The sequence below is a fragment of the Halpernia sp. GG3 genome (genome assembly GCF_052976925.2).
Genome location: NZ_JBRIIR020000002.1, coordinates 34870 through 53381, shown reverse-complemented (window position 1 = coordinate 53381; position 18512 = coordinate 34870). Strand labels below are relative to the sequence as shown.

Annotated in this window: 20 protein-coding genes; 10 read left to right on the top strand and 10 right to left on the bottom strand. The window is 31.8% G+C overall.

Going from position 1 to position 18512, the window contains the following annotated elements; all coding sequences use genetic code 11:
- Positions 1-135: 135 nt before the first annotated feature.
- Positions 136-1128 (bottom strand): FAD binding domain-containing protein, encoded by a 993-nt coding sequence (locus ACVBED_RS00280; RefSeq protein WP_447119981.1) that lies wholly within the window; start codon positions 1126-1128, stop codon positions 136-138.
- Positions 1125-1949 (bottom strand): 2Fe-2S iron-sulfur cluster-binding protein, encoded by an 825-nt coding sequence (locus ACVBED_RS00275; RefSeq protein ID WP_473094291.1) that lies wholly within the window; start codon positions 1947-1949, stop codon positions 1125-1127. Before ACVBED_RS00275 ends, ACVBED_RS00280 begins: the two co-directional genes overlap by 4 nt.
- 245 nt (positions 1950-2194) lie before the next feature.
- Between ACVBED_RS00275 and ACVBED_RS00270 the strand changes: the two genes are divergently transcribed.
- Genes ACVBED_RS00270 through moaA form a run of 9 tightly spaced genes read left to right on the top strand, consistent with a single transcriptional unit; the run spans position 2195 to position 9334 of the window.
- Positions 2195-3217 carry an XdhC family protein gene (locus ACVBED_RS00270; RefSeq protein WP_473094290.1) on the top strand — a complete coding sequence of 341 codons (1023 nt, stop codon included), beginning with the start codon at positions 2195-2197 and terminating at the stop codon, positions 3215-3217.
- Positions 3214-3792 carry a nucleotidyltransferase family protein gene (locus tag ACVBED_RS00265; RefSeq protein ID WP_447119977.1) on the top strand — a complete coding sequence of 193 codons (579 nt, stop codon included), beginning with the start codon at positions 3214-3216 and terminating at the stop codon, positions 3790-3792. Before ACVBED_RS00270 ends, ACVBED_RS00265 begins: the two co-directional genes overlap by 4 nt.
- Positions 3789-4961 carry a molybdopterin molybdotransferase MoeA gene (locus ACVBED_RS00260; protein WP_473094289.1) on the top strand — a complete coding sequence of 391 codons (1173 nt, stop codon included), beginning with the start codon at positions 3789-3791 and terminating at the stop codon, positions 4959-4961. The genes ACVBED_RS00265 and ACVBED_RS00260 overlap by 4 nt, the downstream gene beginning before the upstream one ends.
- Before the next feature lie 4 nt (positions 4962-4965).
- Entirely contained in the window at positions 4966-5715 is a 750-nt protein-coding gene (locus ACVBED_RS00255) for a sulfite exporter TauE/SafE family protein (RefSeq protein ID WP_447119974.1), read from the top strand.
- Between the two features lie 7 nt (positions 5716-5722).
- Positions 5723-5953, top strand: a complete 231-nt coding sequence (locus ACVBED_RS00250; protein ID WP_447119973.1) for a MoaD/ThiS family protein — start codon at positions 5723-5725, stop codon at positions 5951-5953.
- Between the two features lie 8 nt (positions 5954-5961).
- Positions 5962-7020, top strand: a complete 1059-nt coding sequence (locus ACVBED_RS00245; RefSeq protein WP_473094288.1) for a ThiF family adenylyltransferase — start codon at positions 5962-5964, stop codon at positions 7018-7020.
- Positions 6983-7423, top strand: coding sequence for a molybdenum cofactor biosynthesis protein MoaE (locus ACVBED_RS00240; RefSeq protein ID WP_447119971.1), 441 nt, complete (start codon positions 6983-6985; stop codon positions 7421-7423). The genes ACVBED_RS00245 and ACVBED_RS00240 overlap by 38 nt, the downstream gene beginning before the upstream one ends.
- Entirely contained in the window at positions 7424-8329 is a 906-nt protein-coding gene (gene moaCB, locus ACVBED_RS00235) for a bifunctional molybdenum cofactor biosynthesis protein MoaC/MoaB (protein ID WP_447119970.1), read from the top strand.
- On the top strand, positions 8330-9334 hold the full coding sequence (gene moaA, locus ACVBED_RS00230) for a GTP 3',8-cyclase MoaA (protein WP_447119969.1): 1005 nt from the start codon (positions 8330-8332) through the stop codon (positions 9332-9334).
- Positions 9335-9919: 585 nt separating this feature from the next.
- Here moaA and ACVBED_RS00225 read toward each other — a convergent pair.
- The 7 genes from ACVBED_RS00225 to rimO form a co-directional block, all read right to left on the bottom strand.
- On the bottom strand, positions 9920-10207 hold the full coding sequence (locus ACVBED_RS00225; RefSeq protein WP_447119968.1) for a hypothetical protein: 288 nt from the start codon (positions 10205-10207) through the stop codon (positions 9920-9922).
- Between the two features lie 550 nt (positions 10208-10757).
- Positions 10758-11093, bottom strand: a complete 336-nt coding sequence (locus ACVBED_RS00220) for a hypothetical protein (RefSeq protein ID WP_447119967.1) — start codon at positions 11091-11093, stop codon at positions 10758-10760.
- Positions 11094-11152: 59 nt separating this feature from the next.
- Positions 11153-12694 carry a WG repeat-containing protein gene (locus ACVBED_RS00215; protein ID WP_473094287.1) on the bottom strand — a complete coding sequence of 514 codons (1542 nt, stop codon included), beginning with the start codon at positions 12692-12694 and terminating at the stop codon, positions 11153-11155.
- 222 nt (positions 12695-12916) lie between these two features.
- Positions 12917-13915: a hypothetical protein gene (locus ACVBED_RS00210; protein ID WP_473094286.1), complete on the bottom strand. Its 999-nt coding sequence runs from the start codon at positions 13913-13915 to the stop codon at positions 12917-12919.
- 189 nt (positions 13916-14104) lie between these two features.
- Positions 14105-14401 carry a hypothetical protein gene (locus ACVBED_RS00205; protein WP_447119961.1) on the bottom strand — a complete coding sequence of 99 codons (297 nt, stop codon included), beginning with the start codon at positions 14399-14401 and terminating at the stop codon, positions 14105-14107.
- Between the two features lie 464 nt (positions 14402-14865).
- Positions 14866-15240 (bottom strand): septal ring lytic transglycosylase RlpA family protein, encoded by a 375-nt coding sequence (locus ACVBED_RS00200; RefSeq protein ID WP_447119960.1) that lies wholly within the window; start codon positions 15238-15240, stop codon positions 14866-14868.
- 306 nt (positions 15241-15546) lie between these two features.
- Positions 15547-16848: a 30S ribosomal protein S12 methylthiotransferase RimO gene (gene rimO / locus ACVBED_RS00195; protein ID WP_473094285.1), complete on the bottom strand. Its 1302-nt coding sequence runs from the start codon at positions 16846-16848 to the stop codon at positions 15547-15549.
- 282 nt (positions 16849-17130) lie between these two features.
- On the opposite strand from rimO, the gene ACVBED_RS00190 reads away from it, so the two are divergent.
- Positions 17131-17622, top strand: coding sequence for a GNAT family N-acetyltransferase (locus tag ACVBED_RS00190; RefSeq protein WP_447119958.1), 492 nt, complete (start codon positions 17131-17133; stop codon positions 17620-17622).
- 68 nt (positions 17623-17690) lie between these two features.
- Here ACVBED_RS00190 and ACVBED_RS00185 read toward each other — a convergent pair whose 3' ends face one another.
- The gene (locus tag ACVBED_RS00185; protein WP_447120017.1) at positions 17691-18200 is read right to left on the bottom strand and encodes a fasciclin domain-containing protein; all 510 of its coding nucleotides are present in this window, start codon (positions 18198-18200) and stop codon (positions 17691-17693) included.
- Positions 18201-18512 lie beyond the last annotated feature (312 nt).

The following is an 18512-nucleotide window of genomic DNA, read 5'->3' as shown; positions in this document are numbered from 1 at the left end:
GTGACTTATTTAATCTGATGAATCCAGCCTAGAATTGACTCTTTTAGCAAGATAATTATCAAGGCTATTCAAAAAAAATTTTAATATTAATTACAAAGAGATTGAACTACTAAATAAAATATTGGTTTAATAAAACTATACTTTTCCGCCATTCATCGCCTGAGACAAGGCTCTAACAATTGCTTTTTTACCCATCTCAATTTTAAATTTATTGTGTTCAAATGCTTTTGCGGATTTCATCTCTGCTTCTGCAGCATCTTTGAAATTTACAATATTTGCCGTTTTTCCTTTTAAAAATTTTTCAGCTGTTAAAGCCCGCCAAGGTTTATGTGAAACGCCACCCATAGCCAAGCGAACTTCTTTAATGGAAGTCCCATCTAGATCAAGCGCGGCGGCGACAGATATTAAAGCAAATGCATAACTCGAACGGTCTCTTATTTTTAAATAACAAGAATTATTGGCAAAGTTATTTTTAGGGATTTCTATAGAAGTGATGAGTTCACCGTGCTTCAAATTATTGTCTTTCTGTGGTTCATCACCTGGTAAACGGTGGTATTCTGAAAAAGGTAAACTTCTCATTTCACCATTTACACCCTGGATTTTCACCACAGCATCCAAAGCTACTAAAGGAATACACATGTCAGAAGGATGAACGGCAATGCAACTTTCTGACCAGCCAAAAATAGCGTGCATTCTATTTACACCTTCTAAAGCGCCACAGCCAGAACCTGGTTCTCTTTTATTGCAAGGCATTGCAGTTTCGAAAAAATAGGAACACCGCGTCCGTTGATTTAAATTTCCACCATTGCTTGCCATATTACGAATTTGAGCTGAAGCACCTGCTAGAATTGCCTGCGTAAGCATTGGAAAATTATTTCTTATTAACGGATGATTTGCAGTTGCCGTATTTTTACCGAGCCCGCCAATCGAAATTATATTTCCATTTTCCGTAACCTCAGAAAGTTCCAGACGAGAAATATCAACCAATTCATTTGGACGCTCTACATCTTCCTTCATTAAATCTAAAAGATTAGTGCCGCCTGCTAAAAACTGAGATTTGAGATTTTCTGAGACTAATTTTGTGGCGAGTTGTGGTTCTGTCGCTCTCGAATATTTAAAGGCTCTCATATGGTTATTTCTTCTTTTAAATTTTGATCAATATTCATAGAAATATTCTGGTTATCATCTAAAAATTGCCAAAACTGTTCAACTTCTTTTCCCCCGTAAACTTCGCGTATTGCTGCTATAATATTTGGGTAAGCACCGCATCGGCAAATATTTCCAGACATTCTTTCTCTGATTTCATCATCAGAAATTTCAGGTTTCATATTTTTTACATCAGGTGTTACGAAGCTCACATCACCTCTTTTAATTTCACCTAACAAAGCCACTGATGAACAGATCTGTCCTGGTGTGCAATAACCGCACTGGAAACCATCATGTTTTACAAAAGCGGATTGTATAGGATGAAGAACGTCATTTTTTGCAATTCCTTCTATAGTCGTTACTGAACTTCCTTCGAGAGTTGCCGCCAAAGTTAAACAGGATAAAACACGATGGTCATCTACAATAACTGTGCACGCACCGCATTGACCGTGATCACAACCTTTCTTAGAACCTGTTAATTGCAAACGTTCCCGCAAAGCATCAAGCAAAGTCATTCTGGAATCAATCGTCAATGAATTACTTATTCCGTTCACGAAAAAACTGACCTTTAAAGGATTTTCAAGTGACGTTGGCTCTGATCCAGAAAAACCCTTGGACACTGCCTGCGCACCGCCTACCATCTGCAGCGCCATTAATCCTGCACCTGCAGTCATCATCAATTTTATAAAATGCCGACGGCTTTCACCCAAAGGCGTAACCCCCGCAGCATCTTCAGCTAATATTTTTTCAAGTAATTTTTGTTCTGCCTCGGTGAGACCAGATTTATTTATAGCGTTTTTCATAAGGAAAACTTAAATTGAATAGAAATAATGACTCTTATTTCATTCACTAAATTAAGAAAAAAACTTAATTATACCGATTATTTTCTTTAAATTTTTTAAATTAAATTAAAATCAATAAACTTCGTTATTTAAATTTCTTCATTAAATTTAGAAATTAATTTTTTAAATAAATTCAAATTCACTAATTTTGATTTACTTATTTAATGTGACAATTACTGCTCTAAAAAGTTTTTCATCAAATCTTTATGACACACGAAATAAAAAACATATTTTCTGATGCCTGCGCTAACCAAGCGAAAGGATTAAAAAATGTTTTGGCAACAGTTGTGTTTTTAGAAGGCTCATCTTATCGAAAACCTGGTGTTCAAATGCTTATTTCGGAAGATGGAAAAATGACAGGTGCTGTAAGTGGCGGTTGCGTAGAAAAAGAAATAAAGCACAGGGCGGAAAGTGTTTTCAAAACCGGCGAGTCAAAAATAATGACTTATGACGGGCGCTATAGATTAGGCTGTGAAGGCATTTTATATATTTTAATTGAGCCTTTTATAATTTCTGAGCAACTTTATTTAAAATTTCAAAAAGCATTAGATCTTCGGGAAAGTTTTAAACTGACTTCCAATTATGTTAGAAAAAATAACGCGACAGGACACTTTGGAAGCCAAATCAATTTTTCCGATCATTCTACTTATCAATTTAATGACCACTTTAATGTGGAAAACACAAGTAGTTTGGATGTGTTTTCGCAAAATTTAGATCCTTTATTTAGATTAATAATTATTGGTGGCGAACATGATGCAGTAAAACTTTGTATAATGGCAAGTGTTCTGGGTTGGGACGTTGAAGTCATAACTTCCATAAAAGATCCCAAAGATATTTCAGATTTTCCGGGCGCAAAAAAAGTTTCTCCGAAAACGCCTGAGGTTGCTGATTTTAATTTAGATAATCAAACGGCAGTTGTTTTAATGACGCACAACTACGTGCTGGATTTCAAATATCTTTTAAAATTACAGAATTTTAATCTTCAATATGTAGGTATTCTCGGTTCTAAAAAACGTCGCGAATTGATTTTAAACGAATTAATAGAATTTAACCCAGAACTAAATGAAGAATTTTTAGATAAAATTCACAGTCCTGCCGGTTTAAATATTGGCGCGATAACACCGGAAGAGATTGCACTTTCTATTCTTTCAGAGATTTTAGCGGTTACACGAAAAACGAATTTTATTGAAATGCAAAATAATATCGGGCAAATTTATTATGATCTATGAAAATTGCAGTTCTAATTCTCGCCGCTGGAACCGCTTCCCGAATGAAAACTGCTAAGCAATTATTACCAATTGGTGGTAAAACACTTTTAGGAATTAGTATTGAAAACGCACAAAAAACAAATGCTGAAAATGTTTTTTGTGTTTTAGGCGCAAATGCAGATCAAATTAAATGTAGCATCACCAACTATAAAGTTGAAATAATTGAGAATTTGGACTTTCAGAAAGGACTCGGTTCCAGTATTTCTTGTGGAATTAAAAATTTAGATAAACATTCATTTGACGCCGTTTTGATTATACTCGGCGATCAACCTAATGTCACTTCAGAATATCTGAACGCCTTAATTTCTAATTTTGAAAAGTCACCGGAATTTATTTTTGCTTCAAAATATGGAACGAAAAATGGAGTTCCCGCAATTTTTCCACGCTTATATTTTCCAGATTTGCTTAAATTGCAGGGTGAAAAAGGCGCCGCAGATTTACTAAACAGTGAATTAATAATCGTTAAAACAATCGAAATGACACCTGATGTTACAGACATTGACACGCCTGAAGACTACAAAAAATTTGTTCAATGATTTCAGTTTCAGAAGCACTTGCAGCAGTAGAAAAATATTGCAAACCTTTAAAATCGGTGGCCAAAGATGTTGTAGATTCTTACGGTTATATTTTAGCAGAAAATATTATTTCACCGCTAAATATGCCACCTTTCAAACAGTCGTCAATGGACGGTTATGCGTTTATTTATTCTGATGAGAATTGGTACAAAGTCATTGGCGAAGTACAAACCGGCATTTCTCAAAATATTAATTTAAAAAAGGGCGAAGCGATCCGAATTTTTACGGGAGCGCGCGTTCCTGATAAGGCAGATACAGTGGTGATGCAGGAACATGTTTCAAGAATTGATAATGAAATTATTATTGAAAAAAATCCCGCAAAAGGCAGTAATGTTCGTCGGGAAGGCGAACAGATAAAAAAAGGAGATGTCGCTTTAAATAAAGGAACTTTTTTAAATGAAGCCGCGATTGGATTTTTAGCCGGACTTGGAATTAAAAATATTCAAGTTTTCAGTCGTCCAAAAGTGGGCATATTAATTACAGGAAACGAGATAAAAAATAGTGGAGAAATTTTAAAAGAAGGCGAGATTTATGACAGCAATTCTTTAACTTTAAAATTGGGTTTGCAACGTCTTGGTATTGAAGAAATAGAAATTTTATTTGCGAAAGACACGCTTGAAGAAACCACCAATTCTCTCAAAAAATTATTAAATGACAATGACGTTATTTTGATTTCAGGCGGAATTTCTGTCGGCGATTATGATTTTGTGGAAGAAGCCTTAAATGAAAACGGCGTAAAACAATTATTTTATAATGTTAATCAAAAACCCGGAAAACCGCTTTGGTTTGGTAAAAAAGGAAAGAAAATAATTTTTGCCTTACCCGGAAATCCAGCTTCCAGTCTTACTTGTTTTTATGTTTTCGCTTGGCCACTTTTAAAAGCGCAAATGGGTTTTGCAGCATTTCATTTGCCAATATTAAAGGCAAAAGCTAACAGCGATATTCAAAATAATTTCGGAAAAACTTTATTTTTGAAGGGAAATGTGGAAAATGAGATTGCAACAGAATTTTCCGGACAAGCATCTTCAATGTTGAAATCATTTGCAATTTCTAACGCACTTTTGATTATTCCGGAAGATATAAAATTAATTAAAAAAGGAGAATTATTAAATTATTTAAAACTCGATTAATAAAGTGAATATATTTGTAGAACCTCAATTATTAATATTATTTATGGTCATTTTAGCCGTAGTTGCCTTTCTCTATGCGAGTGTGGGTCACGGCGGCGCAAGTGGTTATTTGGCACTAATGGCACTTTTTTCCTTTTCAATTTTCGTCATGAAACCATCTGCATTATTGCTGAATATTTTTGTATCGGCGATTTCATTTTGGTTTTTTAAAAAGAACAATCATTTTAAATGGAAATTATTTTATCCGTTCGCCATCACTTCCATTCCGATGGCGTTCATCGGTGGTTTTTTAAAGATAAATCCAATTTTATACAAGCAGATTTTAGGTGTTTTTCTTGTAATTGCAATTTTAAGAATGCTAAATATTTTTGGGAAACCAAGAACAGAATTTAAAGAAAATAATCTCTATTTATCTTTGGTGATCGGAGGTGCAATTGGATTATTTTCTGGAATGATTGGTATTGGTGGCGGCATTATTCTGAGTCCAATTATTATACTTTTGGGCTGGGGAAATATGAAGCAGGCTGCGGCAGTTTCATCGCTTTTTATTTTCGTAAATTCAATCTCTGGAATCGTAGGTTTCACTATTAATGGCGGCGAAGTTCCGATTGAAACATGGTATCTAATTCCTGTGGCCGTAATTGGCGGAAGTTTGGGTGCACTTTACGGAAGTCAAAAATTTAATATGAACACGCTGAAATATGTTTTAGCTGGAGTTTTAACCATCGCCGCCGTAAAATTATTTTTAGTTTAAAGACTATATGAAAATCACTTATTTTGGCGAAATCGCTGATAAAACATGTAAAAGCTCAGAAAATTTAGAGGAAATTACGAGTATAAATTCTTTAATTATTTTTCTAAAAGACAATTATGAATTAAATGAAAGTGACTTTCACATTGCGATCAACCATTCAATCATAGAAAGTTCAGCAGAGAAAAATTTAGATGAAACAGATGAAATTGCAATTTTGTCGGCATTCGCAGGCGGATAAAAAATGATATGGAAGATAGCAGGTATTCACGTCAAATTACTTTACCACAAATTGGTGCAAAAGGTCAGGAAAAATTAAGACAGGCTTCCGTGTTGGTTGTCGGCGCAGGAGGTTTGGGAAATGTAGTTTTGCCTTATCTCGCTTCTTCCGGAATTGGAAAAATTGGAATTATTGACGGCGATATTGTGTCTAAAAGTAATCTTCACCGCCAAATCCTCTTTTCTGAAAAAGATTTAAATCAATCAAAATCTAAGACCGCGGCAAAAAAATTACGACTTCAGTTTCCAGATATTTCAATTGAAAATTATAATGACTATTTAGCCGGGGAAAATGCTTTGCAAATTTTTAAAGATTATGATATTATCGTGGATTCGACTGACAATATTAATGTTCGCTACTTAATTAATGATGCGTGCTTTTTAACTGGAAAGCCTTTTATTCACGCTTCTGTTTATCGGTTTCAGTTTCAGATTGCCACCTTTAATTTTAAAAATAGCGGTACTTATCGGTGCCTCTACCCGACTCCGCCAAAAGAAATTCTCAGTTGCGCCGAAGCTGGCGTTATGCCGGTTACCGTTGCAATGGCAGGAATTTATGAAGCCAATGAAGTTTTTAAATATTTTTTAAATATTGGTGAATTGCTGACTGATAAAATGCTTTTGATCGATACTTTAAATAATGAGCAGCATTTATTTAAATATGAAAAGAAAGCAACAGATTATATTACAGCGGATTTTTTTTTAAAAGAATATTCTTTAAAGTTAAAAACCATAAGTTATCACGAAGCGATTGAGTTAAGCGGTACATTTTTAGATGTAAGAAATGCGGAAGAAGAACCGAAATTAAATTTTAAAAATTACCTTCAAATTCCTCTTGCAGATTTAGAGGAAAATTTAGCTAAAATACCAATTGAAAGACCTATATTTATTTTTTGCCAGAGCGGAAAAAGAAGTGACACTGCCGCAAAAATTTTAAGTCAGAAAAGTTTTAAACAAATTTATTCTTTAAAGGAAAATGCATCAGAAATTAATGATAAAGAAAACAAAGCAGGTCTTTCTGCAGGGTGAAATAACATCCGCTTTTATTGCCGACGCCATCCAAAAACACCAGACAAAAACACAAATTGGTGCTCATAATATTTTTATGGGACAAGTTCGAAAAGATGCTATAGAAGGAAAAACAGTCATAGCTTTAGATTTTAGTTGTTATCAGGAAATGGCAGATAAAAAATTAGAAATTATTAGGGAAGAATCTTTTGACAAATTTAATTTAACCTGCATGCATATTTACCACAGTCTGGGCCGCGTCAATGTGGGCGAAATTTGTCTGTTTGTCTTCGTTTCTGCAGCTCACCGACCGCAGGTGTATGAGGCCACAGAATATATTGTGAACCGGGTAAAAAGTGAAGTTCCCATTTTTGGTAAAGAAATTTTTGAAGATGAATCTTATCAATGGAAAAAGAATATTTAGATGGTAGATATCACGCATAAATCCAATACATTACGCAGTGCGACAGCACAGGCGACGGTAAAAGTAAGTACTTCGGAAACTATAAAAGCCATTGAGAATAATCAAGTTCCGAAAGGAAATGTTTTTGAAATGAGTAAAGCTGCGGGATTATTAGCAGTAAAAAAAACACCGGAATTATTGCCAGATTGTCATCCAATGCCGATAGAATTTACTGGCGTAGAATATGAAATAAAAGACCTTGAGATTATTATAAAAGTGACGGTGAAAACCATCTATAAAACTGGTGTAGAAGTTGAAGCTATGCACGGTGCAAGCGTCGTAGCCTTAAATATCTACGATATGCTTAAGCCGATCGATAAAGGCATTGAAATAAGAACCATCAAACTTTTAGAAAAAACCGGGGGTAAAAGTTCATTTCCAATTGCTGATATTTCAAATATAAAAGTTGGGATTTTAGTGTGCTCAGACAGTTTATATAATGGTGAAGGTATAGATAAATCTGGCCCTGTGATTCGGGAAAAAATGCAGAAATTTGGACTAGAATCTTCGGAAATAAATATTATTCCGGATGATTTAGGGCAAATTCAAGACACTCTAAAAGATTTAATTACTAGTAATGATATCGTAATTATTACCGGTGGGACGGGATTATCGTCGAGAGATAACACGCCCGAAGCTGTTTTACCACTTTTAGACAAAAGATTATTTGGCGCAGAAGAAACCATCAGAAGATACGGACAAGACAGAATGCCGTTTGCGATGCTATCAAGAAGTATTGTGGGAATAATTGGAAATACTTTAATTTTGTCGCTACCCGGCTCGAATAAGGGCGTTGCAGAAAGCTTAGATGCTGTATTTCCCGCACTTTTTCACAGTTTTAAAATAATGAAAGGCGAAAAACATTAAATGAGTACAACGACTGACATATTAACGGACACTTTTGGACGTCAACACAACTACCTGCGGATCTCGCTTATAGAAAAATGTAATTTGCGCTGTACATACTGTATGCCAGAAAATGGTGTAGAATTGTCTCCGAAAGAAAATTTAATGACGGCATCGGAAGCTATCGAAATTGCAAAAATATTTGTGAAAAACGGTGTTAATAAAATAAGACTTACAGGTGGCGAACCACTTTTGAGGAAGGATTTTCCAGAAATTTTAGCTGGATTATCGCAACTACCTGTGCAGATATCGATCACTACAAATGCAATTTTGGTTGATCGTCACATTGAAGACTTTAAAAAATACAACTTGAAGGATATTAATGTCAGTTTAGACACTTTAAATCCAGAAAAATTTAATACGATTACAAAACGCAATCAATTTGATAAAGCGTATCAAAATATTCTATTGCTTATTAAGGAAGGTTTTAATGTAAAAATTAATGTGGTTTTACTCAAAGATTTTAACGAAAATGAAATTATTGATTTTATAGAATTCACAAAAATAAAACCGATCAACGTGAGATTTATCGAATTTATGCCTTTTAGTGGAAACAGTTGGGACAAATCTAAATTAGTCAGTTTCAAGGAAATATTAGATAAAGTTGATGAAAATTATTCCGCCGATCAATTCATTCCTATAAAAAATGAGCAAAATTTTACCGCCAGAAATTTTAAAATAAAAGATTACGCGGGAAGTTTTGGTATTATTTCCTCAGTCACAAATCCCTTTTGTGATGTTTGCAATAGAATTCGTTTAACTGCTAATGGCAAAATTAAAAACTGTTTATTTTCAACCTCAGAAACTGATCTATTAGCAGCCTTTCGAAATGATGAAAGTATCGAACCCTTGATTAAGATAGCCATTAATAAGAAAAAAGCCATTCGTGCAGGCATGGATAATTTGAAAGATTTTGAAGATTTAAAAAATCATAAAAATAGAAGTATGATCACGATTGGCGGATAATTACACCTCATTTTTACTAAAAAAAAAGAGTCGAATCTAGATTAAATTGGTCTTTAATTTCAATTAAAAATTTAATTAAATTATTAGAATAGATATCGGTGCGTCCAAAATTTACTTAGTAGTTTTTATTTTCTGTAATCGATTTTTGCAATTGTCTTAAATCACAAGACTGGCTTTCATTTAACCAAAACTTTTGAAGTTAATATATTGAAGTTTCGAAAATATACAGGCTGAGAATGCCGTTTTCGATAACAAATGGAATGTTTAGAATGTTTAATAAATTTTACAACCCATTAAATTGAGACGATTGCGAATTATCACTACTGTTATTTTCTAAATTTAATCTCGAGCCATTCAATTTCTTCTAAAGAAAGCTTTCCTTGACTTTCTAGTTCTATGCGATTTTCTTTTGGATGACTAAGCAGTTTGCCACAAACCGCCCCCGATTCTGTATTTTTAATTTTAATTATATAAAAATGGTTTGTCTTTTAGAAATTCCATAAAAAGATATACTGAATTATAATTGTAAGATTTAGAATGAATAACTATTTCACAACATAAATGCATTAATTTTAACTGTAATAGCTATTCTTTTATTGAAGGAATATCTTCTGCAGAAAACATTAATGTTTTGAGGTTGATGAGATTTTTTAACTTTAAAAGTCCATGAACCGTAATTGCTGTGTTTTTTAAGTGTAAGAAATTTTGAGTTTTTAATCTATTCAAATCTTCTGTGCAATCATAAGTTAAATATCGGCATTCTTTGGTGCGTAGTTCATTGGTATATTCCAAATTATTAAGAATTTTTATGCTTTTATTCGTTATGTCAGTTTCATTTAGATCGAGTATAATTACGCCTTTTACATTTTTCATTAATCGGGTACTCCGTCAGTATCCGAATTTTCTCCACTTGCAGTGACAATATTGAAATATTTTTTTCCATCATAATCACTGATAAAGTTTGATTTTGTATTTTTTATTGTGAGGGTAGATTTATACAGGTTTTTATCTGTGGAATAGTCTGATTTAATATTTTTATTTTTATATGTTCATTAATGATGAGATCTTCAATTTTTCCTTCTTTAAACTTTTTACTTATTATTTCTGCGGCTTCATAAATACTGATTTCAGAAAAATACTTAACATTCTTAAAATGCTGCGATTTATCGTTAAACTTTATTTCCCAAGTTGGTGATCCATCATATTATATGAAATTTGTTTGCGTGAAATTTCTCTACTTTTTTCAGTGTTTTTTTTGGGCAAAAATTGATATGCTAAAAAACAGTGGTGTTAAAAAGAGTATTTGTTTTGTTCTCATCATTTTTGCTTTTAAATAATTAATTTGTTCTACGTGTTTTTACTTATTGTCAATTTTAATATTCTAGTTTTCCTCATGATCTAATATTTTAATGGTGTCAAACTTTTAAAAAGTAATCCCTTTAAAATCCTTTCTAAAAATGAATATTTGTTTTGACTTCATGCTAATTGATAAAAATAACTGTTTTCCTTCCACAATAACAGTGATCTCAAAAGGCACTTTATCATTATCATTTATAAGCGATAAAATACCAAACGTGTCTGGAATGAAACCATTCACCAACTCTTTTACTGCCTCAGATTTCCAATTATCTTTTTCACCAAGTATCAGCTCATAGCCACCATTTTTATCTAATCTAAACATGGATTTTTGTGCACCTTGTCTAAGATCTTCTTCAAATAGTTTAAGATTGTGTTTCACCAACGAATGAAATAAAACCATCAGTCTAAATGATGCTCCTGGTTTTCATCGATTTTACTTTAATTTTTAGAATACTAATTTTATTTTCCACTTAGATTTTTCAACAACATTTTAGCGACGTCATTGCCATCTTTGTCTATATAAAGCCAATGTTTATCGTCTCTGACCAATGCTAATCCATTCTCAAATTTTGAAACACCATCGTATAACATCTCTATTATTAGTTTCCCCTTTTTATCTATAAACCCCCATTTTCCGCCGACTGTCATTTTCTTTTCGTTTAATGACCAGAAAAAATAAGTGGAATTACCACCATCATTTACCGCAGCAAGACCTTCAGAAAAAGGAAGAACAAGATTATACTCTTTGCTAATCACTTTTTCTCCAGTTCTATTGATAAACTTAAATTTTTTATTTTCATAAAGCGCCGCCATTCCTTCGGAGAAATTAGTAATAAAGTTATCAGTAACCGGTAAAATATCGTTTCCTTTAATGTTTAAAGCGTGGTATTTTTTATTCAATTTTGCAATTATAATTCCGTCTGAAACATCTCCAGCTGCTTCATATTTAAGGGCTATAATTTCTTTACCCGAATTATTGATAAATCCATAGATATTAGTTTCAACCCCTGCGTCCATATCATGTCTGCCAACTCTTGCAAATCCTTCATTAAATGGTAATACTCTATTATATCTACCAGAATTCACAATTATTCGTCCACCGCTATCAACTATCATTGTGCCTTTAAAATCTTCTTGTGCCAAAAATAATCCTTCGCCAAGAGATTTAATTTTTCCATATTTTGCGACAACTTCGCCTTTAGTATTTATTAATTCGTCGGAGATGAATAGTCCACTTGTAATGGCTAAGTTACTTGGTAAAAAACTCTCAGTAACATATTTATTTTCAGGTAATAATTGTTCACCTTTTTTATTAATGTAATTGGAAGTATTTGATCCATTTTGAGTTTCTTCAAATTGGACGGAAGCAAAACCTTGGGAAAATTCTTTTACAGCAAAATATTTAGGCGGGATAATTTTTTTTCCATTCTTATCAATAAAACCCCAAAAGCCACCTTTTAATCTTCCATTTTTATCTCGATCAGTGCCGACATAAAACGAAGCCAAACCTTCTGAAAAATGACCGATGCTATCATAAACTGCTGGAATAATTAATTTGCTCAAATTATTTACAAAGCCCCATTTTCCATTCAATCGAACCGCAGCAAGAGATGAGTGAAAAGGCAAAATGACAGTATCAGTCAAAATTTTGGTATAAATATTATTCTTTTTTTCTTCTTTATCTTTTTGTTGAATTTTACTACTAACTATTGAACTTAATTTAACATTGTCATCTCTCAATGCTTTTAAAGATTTAATTGTTGCTTGATCACTTGAGATGGATATTGAATTTAAGAAGGGGTTTTCACCAAATTTTTTAATAGCTGTAAGATTAGTTTTTACCTTAAATTTTTTTTCCGATTTAGCTAAAAAACTTGTTAAAGGGATTTTTTCGAATTTGGTTTGTAAAACTAAATCTGCATCATTTGATGTAATTAGTATTCGGCTCTGGGAAAAGCAGAAACTAAAAAAAAGACAAATTATAATAATGTTTTTCATCATGCTATATAGATTATTTATTTGCTGTCGCTGAAATAACAAAAAGGTTTTACCGCGTAGAAATTATATTAATTCATTTCTATTTATAAAGGTCAATCAACCATCAATTTTTGAATATTTAAATAAATAAAATAGATTTTAGATAAAATTAATTATATATTTCTGTAATTATTTGTTAAAAATGTTCAATGAGATTGATCATAATTTTATTTGAAGTCGACTTTGTTAGATTTCAACGATTTCTAGTTTTGGTTCTTTACCGCTGTAATTTTTTACTATTTTTTTAATAAGGTCGATAATTTCGATAATATCTTTTTTTCCTTCACCATTGTTGTCACTCGGTTGCGATATGAAATAAAAATGTTGAAATAGACCTGTAACTACCGATGTTTGATCGTTTCCTCCTAAAGAAACTTCGCTGTAGAAAAGCAATTCTTTTGATTTTAATTCAACATGTCCCGTTTCTTTATAATATTTTATATTATCCACAAGATTCCACCAAAAATCAGTCTTTTCAATTGAGACCATTACATATCCATTAGCATTGGTTACAGTCTTTTTCGAACTGTAGGAACAAACTGGTCCACTCTGAGAAAATATCAAATTTTCATACAGCCTTTTTGTTCCATTTGTATTGGTGTATTTCCATGTTTTATATTTTGAAATAAGCGTTGCTAATCTTTTTTCATTATCATTTGTTTCAAATGGATCAGATTCTGCCTTTAGCAAAGTTTGCAAACGGAGCAATGCATTTTTAATCGGAGCAAAACCTTTACCTTCATTGTAAAAAAAATTCAAAGACATAATACTGTTGTGCATCAAAGTTTTTTCAACTTCTGGAAAAATCTGATTTTTCCATATAACCTTGTGTTTATTGCCAAAAATTCGTACATCACCAACTTCGTCGTCACTTTTTCTTTTATAATCTTTAGAACCATCAACAACTCCATCAAAATCTAGAGGACTAAAATAATAGGATTTAGTAGAAGACATCTTATCATTTTCAAAATATGATTGCGTAATTGTAAGCATTCCTCTTTCGAAACTAACTCTACTATTTTTAACTGTAACATTTCCCTCGTCATATTTTATAATTTTTCCGTTGACTTTACTAAATTCATTATTTAGCAAAGCAATTGTTTGCGTTTTATTCGTTGTGAGTTCCTGAGCAAAACAAATCCCAGAAAATAGCATTAAGCAGAAGAATGTGATATTTTTTTTCATGGTTTAGATTTTTAATTTTTTAATTTAAAACAGAATGTTAAGAATTAACTTTTGTCAACTTTTTACTAGTCTATTTCCAGATTTTATTTTAAAATATGCGTTGATAATTTTTTTACGTTGTCAATTAATTTAAAAACCTTCTTCCACCTTTTTATAAACCATCGATCTGCAAATCCCTTTCAGAATATCTTACTTACCGAAATTCAACTCATATTGTCCATTTTTCGTTAATTTGAATGATGATTTTTCAGCAAGTTGTCTAATTTTATTTTCAAAAATTTTAGACCGGTATTCACCCATTGCAAATAACAGATCAGAACTCATATCCAATTTTTTATTTTGAGTATCGTAATTATAAGAATCATAACCATTTTCTAATGTTACAAGTTTCCATTCACCAAATAATGCAGAATTTATAATGGGATTTTGGGCATTTGAACTTCGTGAAAAGCAAAGTACCAATAGAAAAGTATTAATTAATTTCAATATTGTTTTTTATAAAATTAAGTCAAATTATTTATACTATCAAATATATGTAATTTTATTAATTATAACCTATTTTTTTAGCAATTATATTTATAAATCAATATCTATTACTCGTTTTTTGTATGTTAAATGAATTGTATAATTTCACTATTTTAAGTAAAAAATCCAGCGTAGTTCGATCTTTATAGTTTATAATTTTATAGCTGAATTGATTCCTATAAAATAAATTGGATTTTAATATTCATTTTTTTAAATTTTTGAAGAAATATAATTTTGACGTTGAAATTAATCTGCCCGCCAAATTTTAACAACCTAAATAATTAAAATCTAAAACTTTGATTAAAGAAAAATTAAAAAAAAACCAGCTTAAAAACTGGTTCTTTCTAATTAATAAGGAGAGTAAATCCATAAAAAAAGAGCTTGCGTAGGCAAACTCTTTTTAATTTTAAGTAAATGAAATTGTGTTAATTTACTATTTCATATTCGATTGGCATAATACCGCGATCAAGATTTCCTATTTCATCAAATGCAGCTTTGGATAAATCTATTGCGCGTGATGTATGATAAGGTCCGCGATCGTTAATTTTTACAACTACACTTTTATTTGTTCTCAGGTTAGTAACTTTTACTAATGTACCAAACGGAAGACTTTTGTTTGCCGCGGTCATTTTTAAATTACTAAAAATCTCACCGCTTGCTGTTTTTCTACCGTTAAATTTGCTGTGATAATAAGATGCAAAACTTGTCTTTACATTTTCAAATTTAGAAGTATTCTTAAATGAATAAATACTAAAAACTGATATTATCATAATCGCTAAAAGAATGAGTCTTTTCTCCATTTTATATATTTTGGGGGTTTTGACAGGTCAAAGGTATTTAGTTTCTGAATTATGCAATACTTTTTCACCACCGCTCTGTTAAAGTTTTGTTAAAAACACCATTACACGTAAGACTTCCCCTTTAATAAAGGCTTTTCGCAAAGAATGTTAAATTGTGTTAAAAACAAGAAAAAAAAGTTAATGTAATTAACTAAATTTTAAGAAAAATACATAATTTTTCATTTTATATAGATGACAATCAACCACTTAAACAAAAAAAATCTCTTCAAAAAATGAAGAGATCGTCTCAAATAAGTTAATTGAAAATTATACCAATTCCCCAATTAAATCGAATTCTTCTGCGGAAGTTATTTTCACTTCAGCAAAGTCGCCGACAGATATGTATATATTTTCTGCTGGAACTAAAACAGTATTATCAACATCCGGTGAATCAAATTCTGTTCTTCCCACAAAATAATTTCCTTCTTTACGATCGAACAAACATCTAAAAATCTTACCGATTTTTTGCTGATTTTTTTCCCAAGAAATTTGAGACTGTACTTCCATAATCTCCTCTACACGCGCATCTTTTACTTCTTGCGGTACATCATCATCTAAAATAAACGCTGTGGTATTTTCCTCATGAGAATAGGTAAAACAACCCAATCTATCAAAACGCTGACTCTTCACCCAGTCTTTCATTTCCTGAAAATTTTCCTCAGTTTCACCAGGAAAACCAACTATAAGAGTTGTTCTGATTGCCATATCCGGAACTTTTTCCCGAAATTTATCCAAAAGTGTATTGGTTTTTTCGTGACTTGTTCCACGTTTCATATCCTTTAAAACTTTAGAATTAATATGCTGCAAAGGAATATCTATATAATTACAGATTTTTGGTTCTTCTCTAATAATATCTAAAACATCTTCTGGGAAACCAGTTGGAAAGGCGTAATGTAAACGAATCCACTCAATCCCTTCTACTTTTACCAGCTCTTTTAATAATTCACCTAAAGCTCGTTTTTTATAAATGTCAAGGCCGTAAAAAGTAAGGTCCTGCGCAATTAGAATTAATTCTTTTACGCCTTTTTTAGCTAATTTTTGTGCTTCTAAAACTAAATTTTCAATGGGTGTAGAAATGTGCTTTCCACGCATTAAAGGAATAGCGCAAAATGAACACGGTCGGTCACAACCTTCAGATATTTTTAAATAAGCGTAATGTTTTGGCGTAGTGATCATTCTTTCACCCACTAATTCGTGCTTATAATCTGCGCCTAAATGTTTAAGTAAAAGTGGTAAATCCCGCGTTCCAAAATATTGATCAACATCAGGAATTTCACGTAATAAGTCCGGCTTATATCTCTCTGACAAACAGCCTGTAACAAAAACTTTCTCGACTTCGCCACGTTTCTTCGCATCTACATATTCTAAAATAGTATTGATACTTTCTTCTTTGGCATTATCGATAAACCCGCAGGTATTAATCACAACGATATCTCCACGGTCTTCATGTACAACATCTTTTCCATTCGCTTCTAGCTGTCCCATTAGAACTTCAGAATCATAAACGTTTTTGGAACATCCAAGCGTAACGATATTTATTCTTTTCTGACCGGTGGATTTTGTGCGCATTTTAAAATATAAAGATTAAGGATTTAGGATTTTTTATCCGTGTAGGAAGTAAATTGACTTTTAAGGTCAATTATTAAGGGTGCAAATTTAAGAAAATTTACCTAGAAACATGCTTAGAATGAAGAATTTAAGTGAAGAATTGTTTTAGGAATCTAATTTACTTCAACAAAAAAACTAATAATTACTATCTTTGATCATCAAAAAAAATTAAAGAAAATATTAAATAGAAAATTTTTGATTGTAAAAAAATAATCTTAAGCCTCAATTACAAACGTATTATAAATGAAAATAAAAAAAGCTCTTGAAAAAGACATCTCATTAATTCAAGAATTAGCAGAAAAATCCTGGCGCGCAAATTATCCAGGTATAATTTCCGAAGAACAGATCACCTACATGCTTGATCTTATGTATTCTGAAAAGGAAATCAAAATCCACTTTCAAAATGAAAATTATCATTATTACTTAATTTTAGATGAAGAAATTGCGGTAGGAATTATGGGTTTCGAAAATGCTTATGAGCCTAAAACAACGAAACTTCACAGAATATATCTTTTAAAAGAAACTAAGGGTAAAGGATTTGGAAAGTTTGCCATTCAATTTTTAAAAAAAGAAGTAGAAAAATTAAGTGATAGTAAAATAATTCTGAATGTGAATAAAGAAAACCCGGCTTTAGATTTTTATATTTCCCAAGGATTTAAAACTTATAAGGAAGATGTTTTTGATATCGGAAGCGGCTTTGTGATGGACGATTGTTTAATGGAATACAAACTTTAGTATTAAGAAAATGCCGCCTTCATTTCTGAAGGCGGCATTTAAACATAACATAAAAAAATTTCGAAATCTTATGGCATTAATACCGTGTCAATCACGTGTATAACTCCATTAGACTGATTTACATCTGCAATAGTGATTTCTGCTTTATTCCCTTTCATGTCTGCTACATAAATATTTTTTCCTGACATTGTGAAAGTTAGCTCTTCGCCTTGTACTGTTTTAGCCATGTAAGAACCATTTCCTTTCATGATCCAAGTTGCTAAATCTTTGGAAGAAATTCTTCCCGGTACAACGTGGTAAGTTAAGATAGAAGTAAGCAACGCTTTATTTTCTGGTTTCAAAACTGTATCAACAGTTCCTGCAGGTAATTTATCAAAAGCTTCGTTTGTTGGTGCAAAAACCGTAAATGGTCCTTTACTTTCCAATGTTGGTACTAAACCTGCTGCCTTTACAGCTGCAACTAAAGTAGTGTGATCTTTTGAGTTAACCGCATTTTCTACGATATTTTTAGTAGGATACATTGCTGCACCTCCTACCATTACTGTTTTATTCATACCCATTGATTTGTTACCCATCATTGATGAGCAAGATTGAGTTGAAAAAGCAATTCCTGCTGTAATTGCAAGTGTTGCGATGGTCATTTTAAAATAGTTCATAATTTACTTTTTTAATTATTATTTAATGTGAATTTGTAATGTTAGAATTTACGAGGATAAAGATTTTTTAGATTTATTTAATATTAATTTTTTTTTAGATTCAAATCAAAATATGGTAAACACTGATAATAATTCACCTATCCAATCAATAATTTATTTATATTAGTGCAGAAAGTTGAGAAATTGCTTATATTATTTTGTCAATTTTAAAAAATATTAGAAGAGATTATAAAT